This is a genomic window from Saccharothrix sp. CCNWYY140, assembly GCF_037401995.1.
In the GTDB taxonomy this organism is placed as follows: Bacteria; Actinomycetota; Actinomycetes; order Mycobacteriales; family Pseudonocardiaceae; genus Actinosynnema.
In genome coordinates, this window is record NZ_JBBEGC010000011.1 from 51,350 (window position 1) to 66,630 (window position 15,281).

At 71.1% G+C, this 15,281-nt stretch carries 17 protein-coding genes; 7 read left to right on the plus strand and 10 right to left on the minus strand.

The window, feature by feature from the left end; genetic code table 11:
• Window positions 1-51 precede the first annotated feature (51 nt).
• From WBN91_RS08995 to WBN91_RS09005, 3 genes are all read right to left on the minus strand, one after another.
• Complete coding sequence (locus tag WBN91_RS08995) at window positions 52-2,112, minus strand: elongation factor G-like protein EF-G2 (RefSeq protein WP_337721975.1); 2,061 nt, start codon at window positions 2,110-2,112, stop codon at window positions 52-54.
• 108 nt (window positions 2,113-2,220) lie between these two features.
• Window positions 2,221-3,276 carry a saccharopine dehydrogenase family protein gene (locus WBN91_RS09000; protein ID WP_337721974.1) on the minus strand — a complete coding sequence of 352 codons (1,056 nt, stop codon included), beginning with the start codon at window positions 3,274-3,276 and terminating at the stop codon, window positions 2,221-2,223.
• A gap of 16 nt (window positions 3,277-3,292) precedes the next feature.
• Window positions 3,293-4,423, minus strand: coding sequence for an alpha/beta hydrolase family protein (locus tag WBN91_RS09005; protein WP_337721973.1), 1,131 nt, complete (start codon window positions 4,421-4,423; stop codon window positions 3,293-3,295).
• Between the two features lie 49 nt (window positions 4,424-4,472).
• On the opposite strand from WBN91_RS09005, the gene WBN91_RS09010 reads away from it, so the two are divergent.
• A complete protein-coding gene (locus tag WBN91_RS09010) occupies window positions 4,473-5,303 on the plus strand; it encodes a PaaX family transcriptional regulator C-terminal domain-containing protein (protein ID WP_337721972.1) in 831 nt (276 codons plus the stop codon).
• A gap of 153 nt (window positions 5,304-5,456) precedes the next feature.
• The gene (gene pdxS, locus WBN91_RS09015) at window positions 5,457-6,365 is read left to right on the plus strand and encodes a pyridoxal 5'-phosphate synthase lyase subunit PdxS (RefSeq protein WP_337721971.1); all 909 of its coding nucleotides are present in this window, start codon (window positions 5,457-5,459) and stop codon (window positions 6,363-6,365) included.
• A 55-nt stretch (window positions 6,366-6,420) separates the two neighbouring features.
• Here pdxS and WBN91_RS09020 read toward each other — a convergent pair whose 3' ends face one another.
• The 3 genes from WBN91_RS09020 to WBN91_RS09030 all read right to left on the minus strand — a co-directional run bounded on the left by WBN91_RS09020 (window position 6,421) and on the right by WBN91_RS09030 (window position 7,710).
• Entirely contained in the window at window positions 6,421-6,825 is a 405-nt protein-coding gene (locus tag WBN91_RS09020) for a type II toxin-antitoxin system VapC family toxin (RefSeq protein ID WP_337721970.1), read from the minus strand.
• Window positions 6,822-7,064, minus strand: a complete 243-nt coding sequence (locus WBN91_RS09025; protein WP_337721969.1) for a hypothetical protein — start codon at window positions 7,062-7,064, stop codon at window positions 6,822-6,824. Before WBN91_RS09025 ends, WBN91_RS09020 begins: the two co-directional genes overlap by 4 nt.
• 88 nt (window positions 7,065-7,152) lie before the next feature.
• Entirely contained in the window at window positions 7,153-7,710 is a 558-nt protein-coding gene (locus WBN91_RS09030; protein WP_337721968.1) for a helix-turn-helix domain-containing protein, read from the minus strand.
• Window positions 7,711-7,767: 57 nt separating this feature from the next.
• Here WBN91_RS09030 and WBN91_RS09035 point away from each other — a divergent pair, with 57 nt between their 5' ends.
• Together WBN91_RS09035 and WBN91_RS09040 are read left to right on the plus strand one after the other, a co-directional pair.
• Entirely contained in the window at window positions 7,768-8,457 is a 690-nt protein-coding gene (locus tag WBN91_RS09035; RefSeq protein WP_337721967.1) for an AzlC family ABC transporter permease, read from the plus strand.
• On the plus strand, window positions 8,448-8,756 hold the full coding sequence (locus tag WBN91_RS09040) for an AzlD domain-containing protein (protein ID WP_337721966.1): 309 nt from the start codon (window positions 8,448-8,450) through the stop codon (window positions 8,754-8,756). Before WBN91_RS09035 ends, WBN91_RS09040 begins: the two co-directional genes overlap by 10 nt.
• On the opposite strand, the gene WBN91_RS09045 is transcribed toward WBN91_RS09040, so the two are convergent.
• Genes WBN91_RS09045 through WBN91_RS09055 form a run of 3 tightly spaced genes read right to left on the minus strand, consistent with a single transcriptional unit; the run spans window position 8,753 to window position 11,502 of the window.
• Window positions 8,753-9,121, minus strand: a complete 369-nt coding sequence (locus WBN91_RS09045) for a DUF6292 family protein (protein WP_337721965.1) — start codon at window positions 9,119-9,121, stop codon at window positions 8,753-8,755. The genes WBN91_RS09040 and WBN91_RS09045 overlap by 4 nt on opposite strands.
• Before the next feature lie 19 nt (window positions 9,122-9,140).
• Window positions 9,141-10,991 (minus strand): acyl-CoA dehydrogenase family protein, encoded by a 1,851-nt coding sequence (locus tag WBN91_RS09050; RefSeq protein ID WP_337721964.1) that lies wholly within the window; start codon window positions 10,989-10,991, stop codon window positions 9,141-9,143.
• Between the two features lie 37 nt (window positions 10,992-11,028).
• The gene (locus WBN91_RS09055; RefSeq protein WP_170199195.1) at window positions 11,029-11,502 is read right to left on the minus strand and encodes an Lrp/AsnC family transcriptional regulator; all 474 of its coding nucleotides are present in this window, start codon (window positions 11,500-11,502) and stop codon (window positions 11,029-11,031) included.
• A 77-nt stretch (window positions 11,503-11,579) separates the two neighbouring features.
• Between WBN91_RS09055 and WBN91_RS09060 the strand changes: the two genes are divergently transcribed.
• Both WBN91_RS09060 and WBN91_RS09065 read left to right on the plus strand, forming a co-directional pair.
• Window positions 11,580-12,785 (plus strand): trans-sulfuration enzyme family protein, encoded by a 1,206-nt coding sequence (locus tag WBN91_RS09060; RefSeq protein ID WP_337721963.1) that lies wholly within the window; start codon window positions 11,580-11,582, stop codon window positions 12,783-12,785.
• Window positions 12,786-12,807: 22 nt separating this feature from the next.
• Window positions 12,808-14,226, plus strand: a complete 1,419-nt coding sequence (locus WBN91_RS09065; protein ID WP_337721962.1) for an amino acid permease — start codon at window positions 12,808-12,810, stop codon at window positions 14,224-14,226.
• A 90-nt stretch (window positions 14,227-14,316) separates the two neighbouring features.
• Here the strand turns inward: WBN91_RS09065 and WBN91_RS09070 are convergent, their stop codons facing one another.
• Complete coding sequence (locus tag WBN91_RS09070; RefSeq protein WP_337721961.1) at window positions 14,317-14,544, minus strand: hypothetical protein; 228 nt, start codon at window positions 14,542-14,544, stop codon at window positions 14,317-14,319.
• A 116-nt stretch (window positions 14,545-14,660) separates the two neighbouring features.
• Here WBN91_RS09070 and pdxT point away from each other — a divergent pair, with 116 nt between their 5' ends.
• Entirely contained in the window at window positions 14,661-15,266 is a 606-nt protein-coding gene (pdxT, locus tag WBN91_RS09075) for a pyridoxal 5'-phosphate synthase glutaminase subunit PdxT (RefSeq protein WP_337721960.1), read from the plus strand.
• Window positions 15,267-15,281: the final 15 nt, after the last annotated feature.

Genomic DNA, 15,281 nt, shown 5'->3' on the forward strand with positions numbered 1-15,281 from the left:
GCGCGTCTTCCGACCGTCGTCCGGGTGCGGCGGTCGGAAGGTGCGCGGTGGTCACTTCGCTTGCGCGGCCAGGGATTGGGGGAGGGGGTCGTAGCGACAGAAGTGGCGGGTGTAGGTGCCGGTGCCCGAGGTCAGGGAGCGCAGTTCGATCGCGTACCTCAGCAGTTCGGTCTGGGGGACCTCGGCGCGGATGATCGTGTAGCCCGCGGTGTCGGCTTCGGTGCCCAGGACCCGGCCGCGGCGGCCGGACAGGTCGCCCAGGACGGTGCCCAGGTGTTCGTCGGGCAGGCGGATGGCCAGCTCGTCCATCGGTTCCAGCAGTTGGATCTTGCCGTTCGCGGCGGCGTCCTTGAGGGCCAGGGAGCCCGCGGTCTGGAAGGCCGCGTCGGAGGAGTCGACCGAGTGGGCCTTGCCGTCCACCAGGGTGACCTTGACGTCCACCACCGGGTAGCCGCCGTGCAGGCCGCGTTCGAGCTGGGCCCGTACGCCCTTCTCCACGCTGGGGATGAACTGGTTGGGGATCGCGCCGCCCACGATCTTGTCCACGAACTGGAAGCCCGAGCCGCGCGGCAACGGCTCGACGATGACGTCGCAGACCGCGTACTGGCCGTGGCCGCCGGACTGCTTGACGTGCCGGCCGTGGCCCTTGGACTGGGCGGCGAAGGTTTCCCGCAACGCCACGCGGACCGGTTCGGTGTCCACCTCGGCGCCGCCGGCGCGCAGGCGGGCCAGGACGACGTCCGCGTGGGCCTCGCCCATGCACCACAGGACCAGCTGGTGGGTCTCGGAGTTGCGCTCCAGGCGCAGGGTCGGGTCGCCCGCGACCAGCTTGCTCAGGTTGCGGGCGAGGTTGTCCTCGTCGCTGCGCGACCGGGGGACCACCGCGACCGGGAGGAGCGGTTCGGGCATCTCCCACGGAGTCATCAGCAGGGGTTTCTCGGGGGCGGAGACGGTGTCGCCGGTTTCCGCCGAACCCAGCTTGGTCAGCGCGCACAGGTCGCCGGCCACGCAGTAGGGGACCTCGCGGAGGTTCGCGCCGAGCGGGGAGTAGACGTGGGCTACCCGCTCGTCGGCGTCGTGGTCCTCGTGGCCCCGGTCGGCCATACCGTGGCCGGAGACGTGGACCGGGCGCTCGGGGCGCAGCGTGCCGGAGAAGACCCGGACCAGCGACACGCGGCCGACGTAGGAGTCCACCGCGGTGCGCACGACCTCGGCGACCAGCGGGCCGTCCGGGTCCGCGGCCAGGCGGGGCTGCGGGATGCCGTCCAGGCCGGTCACGTCCGGCAGGGGGTGCTCCAGCGGGGAGGGGAACGCGCGGGAGATGCCGTCGAGCAGTTCGGTCAGGCCCTGGCCGGTCAGCGCGCACACCGGCATGACCGGGTGGAACGAGCCCCGCGCCACCGCGGTCTCCAGGTCGGCGACCAGGGTCGCCTGGTCGATCGCCTCGCCGCCCAGGTAGCGGTCCATGAGGGTCTCGTCCTCGCTCTCGGCGATGATCCCCTCGATCAGGGCGTTGCGCTGCTCCTCGTAGCGCGGGTCCTCGGTGGTCAGCAGGTTGACCAGGGCGTCGTCCTCGCCGGGCAGGTACAGCGGGACCACGCCGGCGCCGAAGGCGTCCTGGCAGGCCGCGATCTCCGCCATCACGTCGGCGCGGTGGTGGTCGGTGCGGGCGATCACCACGGCCCGCGGCATCCCGACCGCCGCGCACTCCTCCCACAGCGCGATGGTCGACGCGTCGACGCCCTCGGCCGCGCTGACCACGAACAGCGCCGCGTCGGCGGCGCGCAACCCGGCGCGCAGCTCACCGACGAAGTCGGCGTACCCGGGTGTGTCGATCAGGTTGATCTTCACGTCCCCGTGCTTGACGGGGGCGACGGCCAGGCCGACCGACCGCTGCTGCCGCACGGCGGCGGGGTCGTGGTCGCAGACCGTGTTGCCCTCGGTGACCGAACCCGCTCGGGTCAGGACGCCGGTGGTGGCGAGCAGGGCCTCGGTGAGCGTGGTCTTGCCGGAGCCGGACGGGCCGACCAGCACGACGTTGCGGACCTTGGCCGGGTCGTCCACAGCGACCGCGCCTGCCGAGTGGCCGTTGTCGGAGGTTTTCACTGCCATGATGACCGCCCTCCACAAGTGTTTAGTGTTCGATCTCACACCCGTGGCGGCGATGGGACAACCCCAAGTGCCCCGGCAGGAGGAACCCGCCCGGTGGTGCACGCAGAGTCACCGGATCACCGTCGTGGTCGCGTCGGGGTGGTGGCGGGCCAGGTCGTGGAAGAACCGGTCCGGGTCGAGGACCGCTTCGGGCGCGTGCACGCCCGGCGGCACGGTGTCCAGCTGGGCCAGGGCGAGCGCCAGCGGCAGGCCGGTCGCCTCGGCCATGTCGTCCAGGAGGGTCGGGTGGTCCAGGCGCGCTTCCACCGCCCGGCCGCCGCCGGTGGCCACGGCGAAGAAGCGCGGCAGGGTGCCGGGGCCGGCGGGGCGGTGGAGCAACGACCTGGCCAGGCGGCCCGGGGTGGGGTGCAGCAGGGCGGTGGCGGCGGTGTCGGGGGTCAGGCGGCCCCGGTCGATGTCGTGCCGCAGCACGTCCAGGTAGGCGATCGTGGTCGGCCGGGCGACCATGAGGGTGGTCGCCCGGCGCGGGCGGAACGTGGTGTGGAAGGTCAGCGGCTCCGGGTGGCCGACCGTGTGGGCGGTGCCCGACGCGCCGCTGGGCAGGGTCAGGGTGACCGGCCGCAGGGGCAGTTCCTCGGTGATCTCGCCGTTGTCGACCACGGCGATCCGGCCGCTGATCTGGAGCATCCAGTGCACCACGGCCGCCGTGGCCGCGGTGTCCCCGTCGCCGTCGGCCGGCCAGGCCGTGTGGACCTCCTCGACCACGTCCAGCTCGCGCACCGCCAACGCGGCCAGCAGGTTGCTCGCGCCGGGGCTCGCGCCCATGCCGACCACGGCCCGCACACCGGCTCGGCGCGCGGCCCCGTCCAGCGCGAGCAGGTCGCGGGTGGGTTGCCAGTCGTCGCAGATGTCGAGGTAGTGGGTGCCGGTGTCGATCGCGGCTTCGAGGACGGTCGGGCCGTAGCGGTAGAAGGGGCCGACCGTGTTGAGGACGACGTCGGCGGGCTTGAGGAGGTCGCGCAGCGCCCGGTCGTCGGTGATGTCGATGCGGACGCCGCCGGCCCGGTCGGCCACCGTCACTTCGTCGACGTTCGGCAGGTTCGCGGCGACCCGCGCGGCCACCGCTCCCGTCGCGCCCGCACCGCCCAGGGCCACGACCTTCATCGGACCCGCTCCAGCTTCATCGGACCCGCTCCAGGAACCGGACCTGGTCGTCCAGGACGCCGGGGGCGAACACCGCGCGTGGTGCGGCGATGGCGGTGGCGGTGAGGAGGAACTGGTTGGTGTCGCGGGTGAGTCCGTGGGTGGCGTTCGGGTAGCGGTGCACCTCCACGTCCTTGATCAGGCCGCGGTAGGTGGTCTCGGTTTCGGTGACGTCGACGTTCCGGTCGTGGTCGCCGAGCAGGAGGAGTACTGGTTGCGTCACGCGGGCCAGGTCGGCGGTGGCGTCGGACTCGAAGTTGGCCAGCACGAACCGCCAGCGGTCCGGGGTCATCTCCTGGTCGCCGGTGCTCCGCTGGTACTCGTCGAAGGGAACGCGGCGGCGGACGAGGTCGAGCCTGGACTCGCGGCGGGCGAGCGCGGCTTGCGGGTCTTCGCCCTCGGGGAGTTCGGCCAGGAGGTTGTACCGGCCTTGGCGCAACCAGTTGACGGCGGTGCCCACGGCGATCATGAAGCGGACGTCGGTGTCGGCGGCGACGGCGGGCATGACCCAGCCGGCTTGGCTCGCGCCCCACAGGCCGATGCGGTTCGGGTCGATGTCGGGTCGGGTCTTGGCCCAGGCGATGGCTTGGCGGACCTCGTCGGCGCGGTCGGTCATGGTCTGGTGCAGCCAGTTGCCGGGGGCGCCGGCGATGCCGGGCTTGTCCCAGGAGAGGGAGGCGTAGCCGGCGCGGGCGAAGGCTTCCCAGAGGGGGCGGTAGAAGGTGTCGTGGGTGGCGTCGATCGGGCCGTCGCCGTGGACGAACACCACGAGACCGTGCCGCTCGCCGCTCTCCGGACGGGCCAGGACGCCCTGGAGCTCACCACCGCTGCCTTCGCTGTTACCGCCACTCTGGAGGCCGCCGCTTTTGAGCCCGTCGCCGCTGCCTTGGCCGCCGCTTTTGAGCCCGTCGCCGCTGCCTTGGCCGCCGCCTTGGAGCTCGCCGCCGCTCCGAGGGTCGCCGCCCGCCGCCTCCCCACCGCCGCCGCCCTCGGGTCCGCCGATGGTCACCCGTTCCTCTCTCAGCGCGTAATCGTGCTGGTAGACGACCCACCCGGCAGCCACGAGCGCGAGCGCCACGAGCACGCCCAGCACCTTCCACAATTTCATACATCCCCCAAACTATCGTTCTCGCTACGATCGTTGTAGATTTGAACACATGGACGTGGAAGTGCCAACCAGGACCGTCGTTGAAGCGCTCGTGCGGGCCGACGGGACCGTGGACACGGGTGAGCTGTACGACGTCGCCGGCGCGCTCGGGATGTCCGACCAGCAGGTGCGGCTGTGTGTGAAGCGCCTGGTCGCGGAGGGGAAGTTCAGCGCGGAGGGCCGCGGGCGGCGCGGGGTGCTGCGGATGACGCCCGACGCGCTGCGGGCCGCCGAGCCGGACGTCGAGTTCGTCCGGTTCATGTACCGCCAGGACGCCGGCGAGGTGACGTGGGACGGCAACTGGCACCTAGTGGCGTTCGCCGTGCCGGAGTCCCAGCGGCCGGCGCGGGACGCGTTCCGGGACGTCATCGTCCGGTTCGGCGGGGCGCCCCTGCAAGGCGGTCTCTACGTGTCGCCGCACGACTGGGACGAGTTGATCCAGGGCGAGGCCGAGCGGCTGGGGGTGCTCGACTCGGTGACCTTCCTGACCAGCTCCGACCTGCGCATCGGGACGGAGCGGGGAGCGGTGGCGCTGGTCGCGCGGCTGTGGCCGTTGGGGGAAATCGCGGACCGGCACGTCCGGCTCGCCGAGGTCGCGCGGGAGCGGCTGGCCCTGATCGAGGAGGGGCCGGACCGGGCGTCGTTGCTGCGGATCGCGGTGGAACTGGCGGCGGAGTTCACCCGGGCCGTCGAGCCGGACCCGCTGCTGCCGCCGGAGCTGCTGCCCCGTCCGTGGGCGGGCGTGGAGGCGCGGGGACTGGTAGCCCGGTGCTGGGAGGCGTTGGCGCAAAGGTCGGCCGACCTGCCCCTGTTGTTCCGGGCCTACGCGGATGTCCGCTGATCGGTCGCCGCCCGACGCTTCGGGTGGCGTAGGCCACTACCTGCGGCGCAGCAGTGAGTGGCCTGCCGAGAACGGGTCGGAGTGGCCTCCTTGGAGGGTCCACGTCGGACGTACGATTGGCCTGTTCGTCCACTCGACTTCGAAAGGTTCGCCGTGACCACTGAAACCGACTCCGGTACCCACGTCACCGGCACCGGCCGCGTCAAGCGCGGCATGGCGGAGATGCTCAAGGGCGGCGTGATCATGGACGTGGTCACCCCCGAGCAGGCCAAGATCGCCGAGGACGCCGGCGCGGTGGCGGTCATGGCGCTCGAGCGCGTGCCCGCCGACATCCGCGCGCAGGGCGGCGTGTCCCGGATGAGCGACCCGGACATGATCGACGGCATCATCAACGCGGTGTCCATCCCGGTCATGGCCAAGGCGCGCATCGGCCACTTCGTCGAGGCCCAGGTCCTCCAGGCGCTGGGCGTGGACTACATCGACGAGTCCGAGGTGCTGACCCCGGCCGACTACGCCAACCACATCGACAAGTGGCAGTTCACCGTGCCCTTCGTGTGCGGTGCGACCAACCTGGGCGAGGCGCTGCGCCGCATCACCGAGGGTGCGGCCATGATCCGCTCCAAGGGCGAGGCCGGCACCGGTGACGTCTCCAACGCCACCACCCACATGCGCAAGATCCGCGCGGAGATCCGCCGCCTCCAGAACCTGCCCGCCGACGAGCTCTACGTGGCCGCCAAGGAACTCCAGGCGCCCTACGAGCTGGTCCGCGAGGTCGCGGAGGCCGGCAAGCTGCCGGTCGTGCTGTTCACCGCCGGCGGCATCGCCACCCCGGCCGACGCGGCGATGATGATGCAGCTGGGCGCCGAGGGCGTGTTCGTCGGCTCGGGCATCTTCAAGTCCGGCAACCCGGCGCAGCGCGCGGAGGCCATCGTGAAGGCCACCACCTTCTACGACGACCCGGACGTGATCGCCAAGGTCTCCCGCGGCCTGGGCGAGGCGATGGTGGGCATCAACGTCGACGAGATCCCCCAGCCCCACCGGCTGGCGGAGCGCGGCTGGTAACCCATCGCTGTCCTGACGCGCGGCCCCGGCACCTCCGCCGGGGCCGCGTGGCGTTTCAGGAGACGGCGAACAGTTCGATCTCCACGCTGTGACCGTTCGAACCGGCGAGTTTGGCGTCGCACGTGATCAGGGGGACTCCCAGTCTGTCCGCGAGCGCGACGTAGAAGGAGTCGTGTGCGGACAACGCGTTCCGCATGTCCCATGCGGTGTCCATCACCGCGCGGTGGCCAACGCGGGTGATCGGCGCGTCCCTGATGGTGCGCAGGTGGGTGTACGCCTCGTCCGCCGGCAGTCCGCTGTGCAGGACCATCCGGCGCAGGACGCTGAACGCCTCGGCGTCGAGCAGTTCGGGAGCCGCGAGCGTGCCCGTCAGCATTGTCTGGACGAGCCTCTTGTGGGGGCGCTTGCCGAGCAGGAACTCGATCAGCGCCGAATTGTCCACAACGGCGAAGAAGCTCACTCCTCCTCCCGGATCTCCCGCAGGACCCGCACGTACTCGGCCACGTCGATCGTGCGCGGCTGGAGTCGGGTGCGCTGGAAGACCTCCGCCATCGTCGGGGTGTTCGCCAGGTCGACGAGGGCTCCCCGCAGGTAGGCGTCAAGGGACAGGCCCTCGGCGGATGCGCGAGCTCGGAGGGTCTCCACGACGTCCACGGGGACGTCGTGGATCTGGACCGGCTCCGTGGCGTACTCGCTCATGCGGTCGAGCGTAGGAGCCAAGGATGTGATCTGCATGCAGGAGCTGTCGGGATATTCCTGATTGATCAGGATCGCTCGAACGGGTGTTCTAGATGTGCTCCATGATCAGCACCATCGACGTCCCCGGCTCCAACGCCTGCGCTGTGTGCGGCACGTCGCCGGGATACATCGCGTAGTCGCCCGGACCCAGCTCGACCGGGTCGCTCTTCGGCCCCGTCAACACCCGCCCCCGGCTCACGATCGCGTGCTCCACCGTGCCCGGCATGTGCGGTTCGGACTCGCGGGGGTTGCCCGGTTCCAGGTCCAGCACGTAGATGTCCCGGCGCGCGCCCGGTGGGCAGGACGCGAGCAGGGTCGCGGTGTAGTGGGCGCGTTCCGAGTAGATCGCTGGGCCCTGACCTGCTCGAATCACCTGCACGCGGGTTGTGGGTGGGTCGACCAAGCGGCTGAAGGGGACACCCAGGGCCACGCCCAATGCCCACAGCGTCTCGACGCTCGGGTTGCCGGTGCCGGCCTCCAACTGCGACAGCGTGGACTTCGCGATCCCCGCCCGCTTGGCCAGTTCGCTCAGCGACAGGCCCACGCGGTCGCGTTCTCGGCGCAGGGAGGCGGCGATGACCTCCAGCGGTGCACCTGTGTTCGGCATGACAGTCCAATCGTTCGCCTTGACGAACGGCTGCGTGACCGTTCATCGTGGAAGACGATGCGTTCGATATGGCGAACTCTAGACCCCGAGCTGCTGCGTGACGTCGCCGCGGTGGCTGCCGGTGCCGCGGTCAACGGTGCCTCCTTCGGTGCGATCTCGGTCGCGGCCGGGTTGCCCTGGTGGGTGCCCGTGGTCATGTCGTTGCTGGTCTTCGCCGGTGGCTCGCAGTTCATGGCGGTCGGGGTGGTCGCTGGTGGGGGCAGTCCGGCGGCGGCGGTGTTGGCGGGGCTCGTGCTCAACGCCCGGCACCTGCCGTTCGGGCTGGCCGTCGGCGACGTGCTGGGGCGCGGGCTGGTCGCCCGGCTCATCGGCAGCCACCTGTTGATCGACGAGTCGGTCGCCTTCGCCATCGCCCAGCGCGACCCGGCGAAGGCGCGAGCGGCCTACTGGGCGTGCGGGACCTCCCTGTTCGCCGCCTGGAACCTCGCCGTCGTGGCCGGCGCGCTGGTCGGCCAGGCCATCGGCGACCCGGGCGCCTTCGGCCTCGACGCCGCCTTCCCGGCGGCCCTCCTCGCCCTGACCCTCCCGGCCCTCAAGGACTCCCGGACCCGCAACGCCGCCCTCCTCGGCTCGGCGGTGGCGCTGGCGACTACCCCGTTCCTGCCCGCCGGACTCCCGGTGCTGCTGGCCCTGACCGGCCTGGCGGCGGCGATGACCACCCGACAGGAGGTCCGGACGTGCCCCTGACCGCCATCCTCGTCCTGGCCGCCGGCACCTACGCCTTCCGCCTGGCCGGCCCCCTGCTGCGCGACCGGCTGCACCTGCCCGACCGGGTCAAGGAACTGATGTCGATCAGCGCGACCGTCCTGCTGGTGGCGCTGGTGGCCGTCTCGTCCCTGACCAAGGGCCAGGGCTTCGCGGGGTGGGCACTGCCGGCCGGCGTGCTGGTCGGCGGCATCGCGGCCTGGCGCAAGGCCCCGTTCGTCGTGGTCGTGCTGCTGGCCGCCGGGACTACCGCCGGCCTCCGCTTCCTCGGCGTGGCCTAGTCGGCGTAGGGGCGCAGCCGCACGGCCAGTGCCTGCCGGCTGCCCTTCGCGGTCGGCTCCGCCCCGCCCGGCCGCCCGGCCAGCACGTCGGCCACGAACCGGGCCACCACCCGCGGCGGCGGCACCACCGGGTGGCCGAGGTGGGCCAGCACCACGGGGTCCTCGTACGGCGCCGTCTCCTCCGCGATCGACCAGCCGTGGACGTCGCTCCACACCAGCATGAGGTCGCGCCCGGCGCCCTCGCCGAGCGCCAGGTACGCGGTGACGGTGTCGCTGACCTCGTACTCCGTGCCCTCCGGCGGGACGCCGACCTGCTGGGCCACCGCGCGCACGTACCCGGCCAGGCCTACGGTCAGCTCGTCCATACGGCCCATTGTGTCCTTCTCACTCGATGATCGGAGCCCCCAACCAGGACTCCGGCACGCCGAACGCGTCCACCAGCCGCCGCGCGTCGGGGCGCAGCAGCCGGCACAGGTCGTTCACCGCCTGGGTCACCGCCTTGGCCCGAGCGGGCGTCAGCCGGCCGTGCTCCAGGAACCAGGCCCGGTCCGCTTCGATGACGGACAACGCGTACAAATCGCACACGCGGTCCAGCAACTCCCTCACACTAGCGTCGGCGCACCGGTCGACGGCCGCGACGAACGCTTCCAGCACCACCCGGTCCACGTGGGCGCGGGCCGCGTGCAGCACGTGGTCCTGAGCCGCGTTGAACACCTCGAAGGCGTTGTCCGGCGTGGCACGTCGCAGCCGCCGCGCCAGGCCCTCCAGCACATGCCGTTCACGATCCTCGAACTGGCGGACCTGCCAGCCCCGATCCAGCAGCGCGTCGGAACTGCCGCTGACCAGCCGGTCGATGATGGCCCGCGCCGCCGTGCGCTCGATGACCACGTTCACGGCCTGGTCGGCGACGAACCTCGCCATGCCCCACGGATCCAGGTCGCCCACGTGGTCGCGGTAGCTGGTCAGCAGGCCTTTCGCGACCAGTTGCAGCAGTACGGTGTTGTCGCCTTCAAAAGTGGTGAACACGTCGGTGTCCGCCTTGAGGCCCGCCAACAGGTTCTCCGACAGGTACCCCGCGCCGCCGCACGCCTCCCGGCACGCCTGGATGGTCGCGGTCGCGTGCCAAGTCGCCACTGCCTTCAACCCGGCGGCCCGGGACTCCAGTTCGCGCTGCGCCCGGTCGTCGGACACGTCGTGCAGCGCCGACACCAACTCCTCCTGCGCGAAGTGCAGCGCGTAGGTCGTGGCCAACGCGGGCAGTAGGCGGCGCTGGTGGGCCAGGTAGTCCAGGACCACGACCTCCTCGCCGGTGTCGGGCCGACTGAACTGCCGCCGGCGCTCGGCGTACCGGACAGCGATGGAAAGCGCTTTCTTCGTCGCACTTCCCGCTCCACCGGCGACGCTGATCCGCCCGCGCACCAACGTGCCGAGCATGGTGAAGAACCGGCGTCCCTCGCCCTCGATCGGGCTGGCGTACGTGCCATCGGCGGCGACTTTTCCGTACCGGTCAAGAAGGTTCGCGCGCGGCACCCGCACGTGGTCGAACGTCAACCGCCCGTTGTCGACACCGTTGAGCCCCGCTTTCGGTCCACAGTCCTCGATGCGCACACCCGGCATCGAGTTCCCGTCGGAGTCCCGGATCGGCACCAGCAACGCGTGCACGCCATGTTCCGCCCCGCCGCTCACCAGTTGCGCGAACACCACCGCCATCCGCCCGTCACGGGCGGCGTTGCCGATGTAGTCCTTGCGCGCCGACACGTCCGGGGTGTGAACGACGAACTCGTCGGTCTCCGGGTCGTGGGTGGCGGTGGTGCGCAGGTGCTGCACGTCCGACCCGTGCCCGGTCTCGGTCATGGCGAAGCAGCCCGGCAAGTCGAGGTTCATGATCGCCGGCAGGTGCTCGGCGTGGTGCCGTTCGGTCCCCAACGCCTGCACCGCGCCGCCGAACAGGCCCCACTGCACACCCGCCTTGACCATCAGCGACAGGTCCCCGAACCCGAGCACCTCGAAGGCCACCACCGACCCGCCGATGTCGTCCCGACCGCCGTACTCGGCGGGAAAGCCGATGAGAGGGTGGCCGCCGTCCGCGAGCGCGTGCAGTTGCTCCAGCACCCAGGCCCGATAGGACTCCCGGTCCAGCTCGCCCGGCGGCTCCAGCTTGCCCAGCAGTTCCAACGACGTGCGGCGCAGCGCCGCCCAACGCCCGTCCAACAGGTCCCGCAGTGCGTCGGCCATGCTTTTACCTAACACACCGCGCGGCGTGTCGCCGGTCTCAAGACCACGGCCCCCGGCCCTCGACGGGCGGCACGGTGTGCTTGCGGACGTGCTGGAACAGCAGGTTCGTGTGCAGTTCGCTGACCTCGCGGCGGGTGGTGAACCGGTCCAGGACCAGGCGTTGCAGGTGCGCGGTGTCGGCGACGGCCACGTGGACCAGGAAGTCCTCCGGTCCGGCCACATGGGACAGCGCCAGGACTTCCGGCAACGACAGCACGTACTCCATGAACGGCTCCACGATGGCCCGGGTGTGCGGGCGCACGCGGACCGCGATCACGGCCTGCACCGGGCGGCCGATGGCGGCCAGGTCGACCTCCGCGTGGTAGCCGGTGATCACGCCCCGCTCGCGCAGCGCCCGGTGCCGCACCACGCACGTCGAGGCCGCCACGTTGACCCGGTCGGCCAGGTCCTTGTTGGGCAGCCGAGCGTCGTTCTGGAGCTCCCGCACGATGGCGGCGTCGATCGAATCCATTGCGGTGAACTCCCTCGTCCGCCGAACAGCCTGCGGAATCATGGCCGTCGCGCCGAGGATAAGTCCACGATCCGACCATGACACGCTTGCGAACGACGGCGGTGCACGGTGGACGCGGTGACCTCGCGGACCTGGGCGTGCACGCCCCGCCGATCGACCTGTCCACCACCTACCCGGTGCCCGACCAGGTCGCGGGCGGCCAGGCCCTCCAGGACCTCGCCGAGGGGGCCGCGCACGCCGCGTCCCCGGTGTACTCGCGGCTGCACAACCCGACCGTGGCCCGGTTCGAGGAAGCGCTGGCCTCGCTGGAGCACACCGAGACGTCGGTCGCGTTCGGCAGCGGCATGGCGGCCGTGACCGCCGTCGTGCAGGCGGCGTGCGTGATGCGCGGTCTGCCCCACGTCGTGGCCGTGCGCCCGATCTACGGCGGCACTGACCACCTGCTGTCCTCCGGCCTGCTGGGCGTGCGCACCACCTACGCGCGCGCCGACGAGGTCGCGTCGGCCATCACGCCCGAGACCGGTCTGGTGGTGCTGGAGACCCCGGCCAACCCGAACCTCGACCTGGTCGACATCGCGGCCGTCGTGGCGGCGGCCGGCGGCGTGCCGGTCATGGTGGACAACACCTTCGCCACGCCCGTGTTGCAGAACCCCGCCCTGCTCGGCGCGACCTACGTGCTGCACTCGGGCACCAAGTACCTCGGCGGGCACGGGGACGTGCTCGGCGGCGTCGTGGCGTGCGAGGAGGACGTGGCCCGCGCGCTGCGCCAGGTCCGCATCGTCACCGGCGCGGTCCTGCACCCGCTCGGCGGCTACCTCCTGCACCGGGGCCTGGCGACCCTGCCGCTGCGGGTCGAGGCCGCCCAGGCGTCGGCGGTGGAGCTGGCGCGACGGCTGGACGCGCACCCCGGCGTGGGCCTTGTCCGCCACCCGAGCCTCACCGGCTCGCCGTTGATCGGCACGCAGATGCGGGGGACCGGCGCGGTGCTCGCCTTCACCACCCGCGAGGACCCGGCCGTCGTCGTGCGCCGGCTGACCCTGGTGACCCCGGCCGTGTCGCTGGGTTCGGTCGACACCCTCGTCGAGCACCCCGCCGCCCTGACCCACCGGCTGGTGGACTCGCGGGACCGCGTCGCGTCCGGCGTCCCGGAGAACCTGCTGCGCGTGAGCGTGGGCCTGGAGGACGTCGAGGACATTTGGGACGATCTCGACCAGGCCCTTTCCAGTGAATGTGAGGGTGATTACATCAAGCCTTCCTCAAGCGATTCTTACGCGGTCGTGTAGAACCCGCTAACGTCCGGCCACCATGAATGAGCAGATGGCAATGGAGCCGGACGCCGACGGCTACACCAAAGCGCTGTCGAAGCGTCAAGTCCAGATGATCGCCATCGGTGGCGCGATCGGCGTCGGCCTGTTCCTGGGCGCGGGCGGGAGACTCGCCCAGGCCGGGCCGTCGCTGGTGTTCTCGTACGCGGCGTGCGGCATCGCGGCTTTCTTCGTGATGCGCGCGCTCGGCGAATTGGTGCTGCACCGGCCGACCGCCGGCAGTTTCGTGGAATACGCCCGCGAGTTCATCGGCCCGTGGGCGGGATTCACCTCGGGCTGGATGTACTGGGTGAACTGGGCGATGACCGGCATCGCCGAGATCACCGCGGTGGCGATCTACGTGCACCGGTGGCTGCCCGACCTGCCGCAGTGGGTGACCGCGCTGATCGCGCTGGGCGTCCTGGTGGCGATCAACCTGCTGTCGGTGAAGCTGTTCGGCGAACTGGAGTTCTGGTTCAGCGTCATCAAGGTCACCGCCATCGTGGTGTTCCTGTTCACCGGCGCGGCCCTGGTCATCGGCAGTGCGGACGTCGGCGGCCACACCGCGGGCGTGCACAACCTCTTCGACAACGGTGGCATGTTCCCGGCCGGCATCGGCATCGCGCTGATGACCTTGCAGGCCGTGATCTTCGCGTACTCGGCCATCGAGCTGGTCGGCATCGCGGCCGGCGAGACCGCCAACCCGCGGGGCGTCATGCCGAAGGCGATCAACGGCGTGGTGTACCGGATCGGCGTCTTCTACGTCGGGTCGGTGCTGCTGCTGGCGATGCTGCTGCCGTGGAACCTGTACAGCGGGGCGGAGAGCCCGTTCGTCACGGTGTTCTCGGCGTTGGGCATCGCCGGTGTGGGTGACGTGATGAACGCCGTGGTGCTGACGGCGGCGTTGTCGTCGTGCAACTCGGGCCTGTACTCGACCGGGCGAATCCTGCGGTCGCTGGCGCAGAAGGGCGAGGCGCCCGCGTTCACCGGTCGCATGAGTGCCCGGCACGTGCCTTACGGCGGGATCCTGTTCACCTCGGTGGCTTACCTGGCCGGTGTGGTCCTGAACTACATCGTGCCCAAGGAGGCGTTCGACATCGCGATCGCCATCGCGTCTTTGGGTGTGGTGGCGACATGGGCTACGTTGATCTTGTGCCAGTTGCGGTTGCGGAAGGCGGCGTTGCGCGGTGAGGTCGAGCGGCCGTCTTATCGGATGCCCGGTGCGCCTTACACCGGCTACGCCACTTTGGGGTTCCTCGCGCTGGTCATCGTGCTGATGGCCTTCGCCGGAACCGCGGAGCGCATCGCGTTCTGGTCCATTCCCGTGCTCGCCGTCGTCCTCGTGGTCGGCTGGCGAGCCGTCAAGTCCCGTCGTTCGTCGGCCCACCAGGCCGGTGAACGGGTCGCGGCGGGCGACTAGCACCTCACCCGCCGCGGGAGCGCCAGGCGGCCGGTCCGGGAGAGCGTCACGAGCCCTCCACCCCCGACCGGCCGCCTGCTCCCTGAGTCTTTAAGCCGGGCCGCGCGTGGTCAGGACGACGCGCAGGACGTGCTCGACCGCCGAGGGGAACAACGCCCCGCGCAACTCGCCGCGTTCGGCCAGGTTGCGGGAGGCGAACTCGAGCATCCGGTCCGGCCCGACCCGCCGCACGACGAGCTCGGCGACCTCCTCCAGCTCCAGGCCGGGGTTGTCCAGGCGGCGCAGGGCGAACTCGACGACCAGTTCCTCGTCGGTCATCGCCGCCTCCTCGTCGCTGCCCTCCCCACCCACCCTAGCCGGGGAAAGCGGCTGGTGGGGAAGGTCCCGGAGCGGCCAGCTAGGCTGGTGGCATCTCACGAGGAGGAAGCCCAGCCGTGTCCGTCGTCGGTGTCCTCGCCCTCCAGGGCGACGTCCGTGAACACCTCGTCTCCCTCGCCGAGGCCGACGTGCTCGCCCGTCCCGTCCGCCGCCCCGAGGAGCTCGCCGAGGTCGACGGGGTGGTGCTGCCCGGTGGGGAGTCCACCACCATCAGCCGGCTGCTGGAGACCTTCGAGCTGCTCGAACCGCTGCGCCAGCGGATCAAGGAGGGCATGCCCGCCTACGGCTCGTGCGCCGGCATGATCCTGCTCGCCGACCAGGTCCTCGACGGCCGCGCCGACCAGCACCAGCTCGGCGGCCTGGACATCGTGGTCCGGCGCAACGCGTTCGGGCGGCAGGTGGATTCGTTCGAAGCGGAACTGGACTTCGCCCATGTCGGTCCGGTGCACGCCGTGTTCATCCGCGCCCCTTGGGTGGAAAGCGTCGGGGAAGGCGTCGAAGTGCTCGCCAAGGTCCCCGATTCCGCCGAGGCCGGAGACGCCGCCGGTAGGATCGTCGCGGTTCGGCAGGGGCACGTGCTCGCCACCTCGTTCCACCCGGAACTGACCGGTGACGGACGCGTGCACCGCCTGTTCGTGGACATGGTCCGCTCAGCCGGCTGAGCAGGGCTGAGTAGG

Bases quoted from the DNA above. Each gene is read 5' to 3' on its own strand.
- WBN91_RS09035 (WP_337721967.1), top strand. From the start codon at position 7,768: ATGCGTTCGATATGGCGAACTCTAGACCCCGAGCTGCTGCGTGACGTC.
- WBN91_RS09065 (WP_337721962.1), top strand. From the start codon at position 12,808: ATGAATGAGCAGATGGCAATGGAGCCGGACGCCGACGGCTACACCAAA.
- WBN91_RS09030 (WP_337721968.1), bottom strand. From the start codon at position 7,710: ATGCCGAACACAGGTGCACCGCTGGAGGTCATCGCCGCCTCCCTGCGC.
- WBN91_RS08995 (WP_337721975.1), bottom strand. From the start codon at position 2,112: ATGGCAGTGAAAACCTCCGACAACGGCCACTCGGCAGGCGCGGTCGCT.
- WBN91_RS09000 (WP_337721974.1), bottom strand. From the start codon at position 3,276: ATGAAGGTCGTGGCCCTGGGCGGTGCGGGCGCGACGGGAGCGGTGGCC.
- WBN91_RS09060 (WP_337721963.1), top strand. From the start codon at position 11,580: ATGACACGCTTGCGAACGACGGCGGTGCACGGTGGACGCGGTGACCTC.
- WBN91_RS09025 (WP_337721969.1), bottom strand. From the start codon at position 7,064: ATGAGCGAGTACGCCACGGAGCCGGTCCAGATCCACGACGTCCCCGTG.
- WBN91_RS09045 (WP_337721965.1), bottom strand. From the start codon at position 9,121: ATGGACGAGCTGACCGTAGGCCTGGCCGGGTACGTGCGCGCGGTGGCC.
- WBN91_RS09010 (WP_337721972.1), top strand. From the start codon at position 4,473: ATGGACGTGGAAGTGCCAACCAGGACCGTCGTTGAAGCGCTCGTGCGG.
- WBN91_RS09005 (WP_337721973.1), bottom strand. From the start codon at position 4,423: ATGAAATTGTGGAAGGTGCTGGGCGTGCTCGTGGCGCTCGCGCTCGTG.
- WBN91_RS09050 (WP_337721964.1), bottom strand. From the start codon at position 10,991: ATGGCCGACGCACTGCGGGACCTGTTGGACGGGCGTTGGGCGGCGCTG.
- WBN91_RS09070 (WP_337721961.1), bottom strand. From the start codon at position 14,544: ATGACCGACGAGGAACTGGTCGTCGAGTTCGCCCTGCGCCGCCTGGAC.
- WBN91_RS09055 (WP_170199195.1), bottom strand. From the start codon at position 11,502: ATGGATTCGATCGACGCCGCCATCGTGCGGGAGCTCCAGAACGACGCT.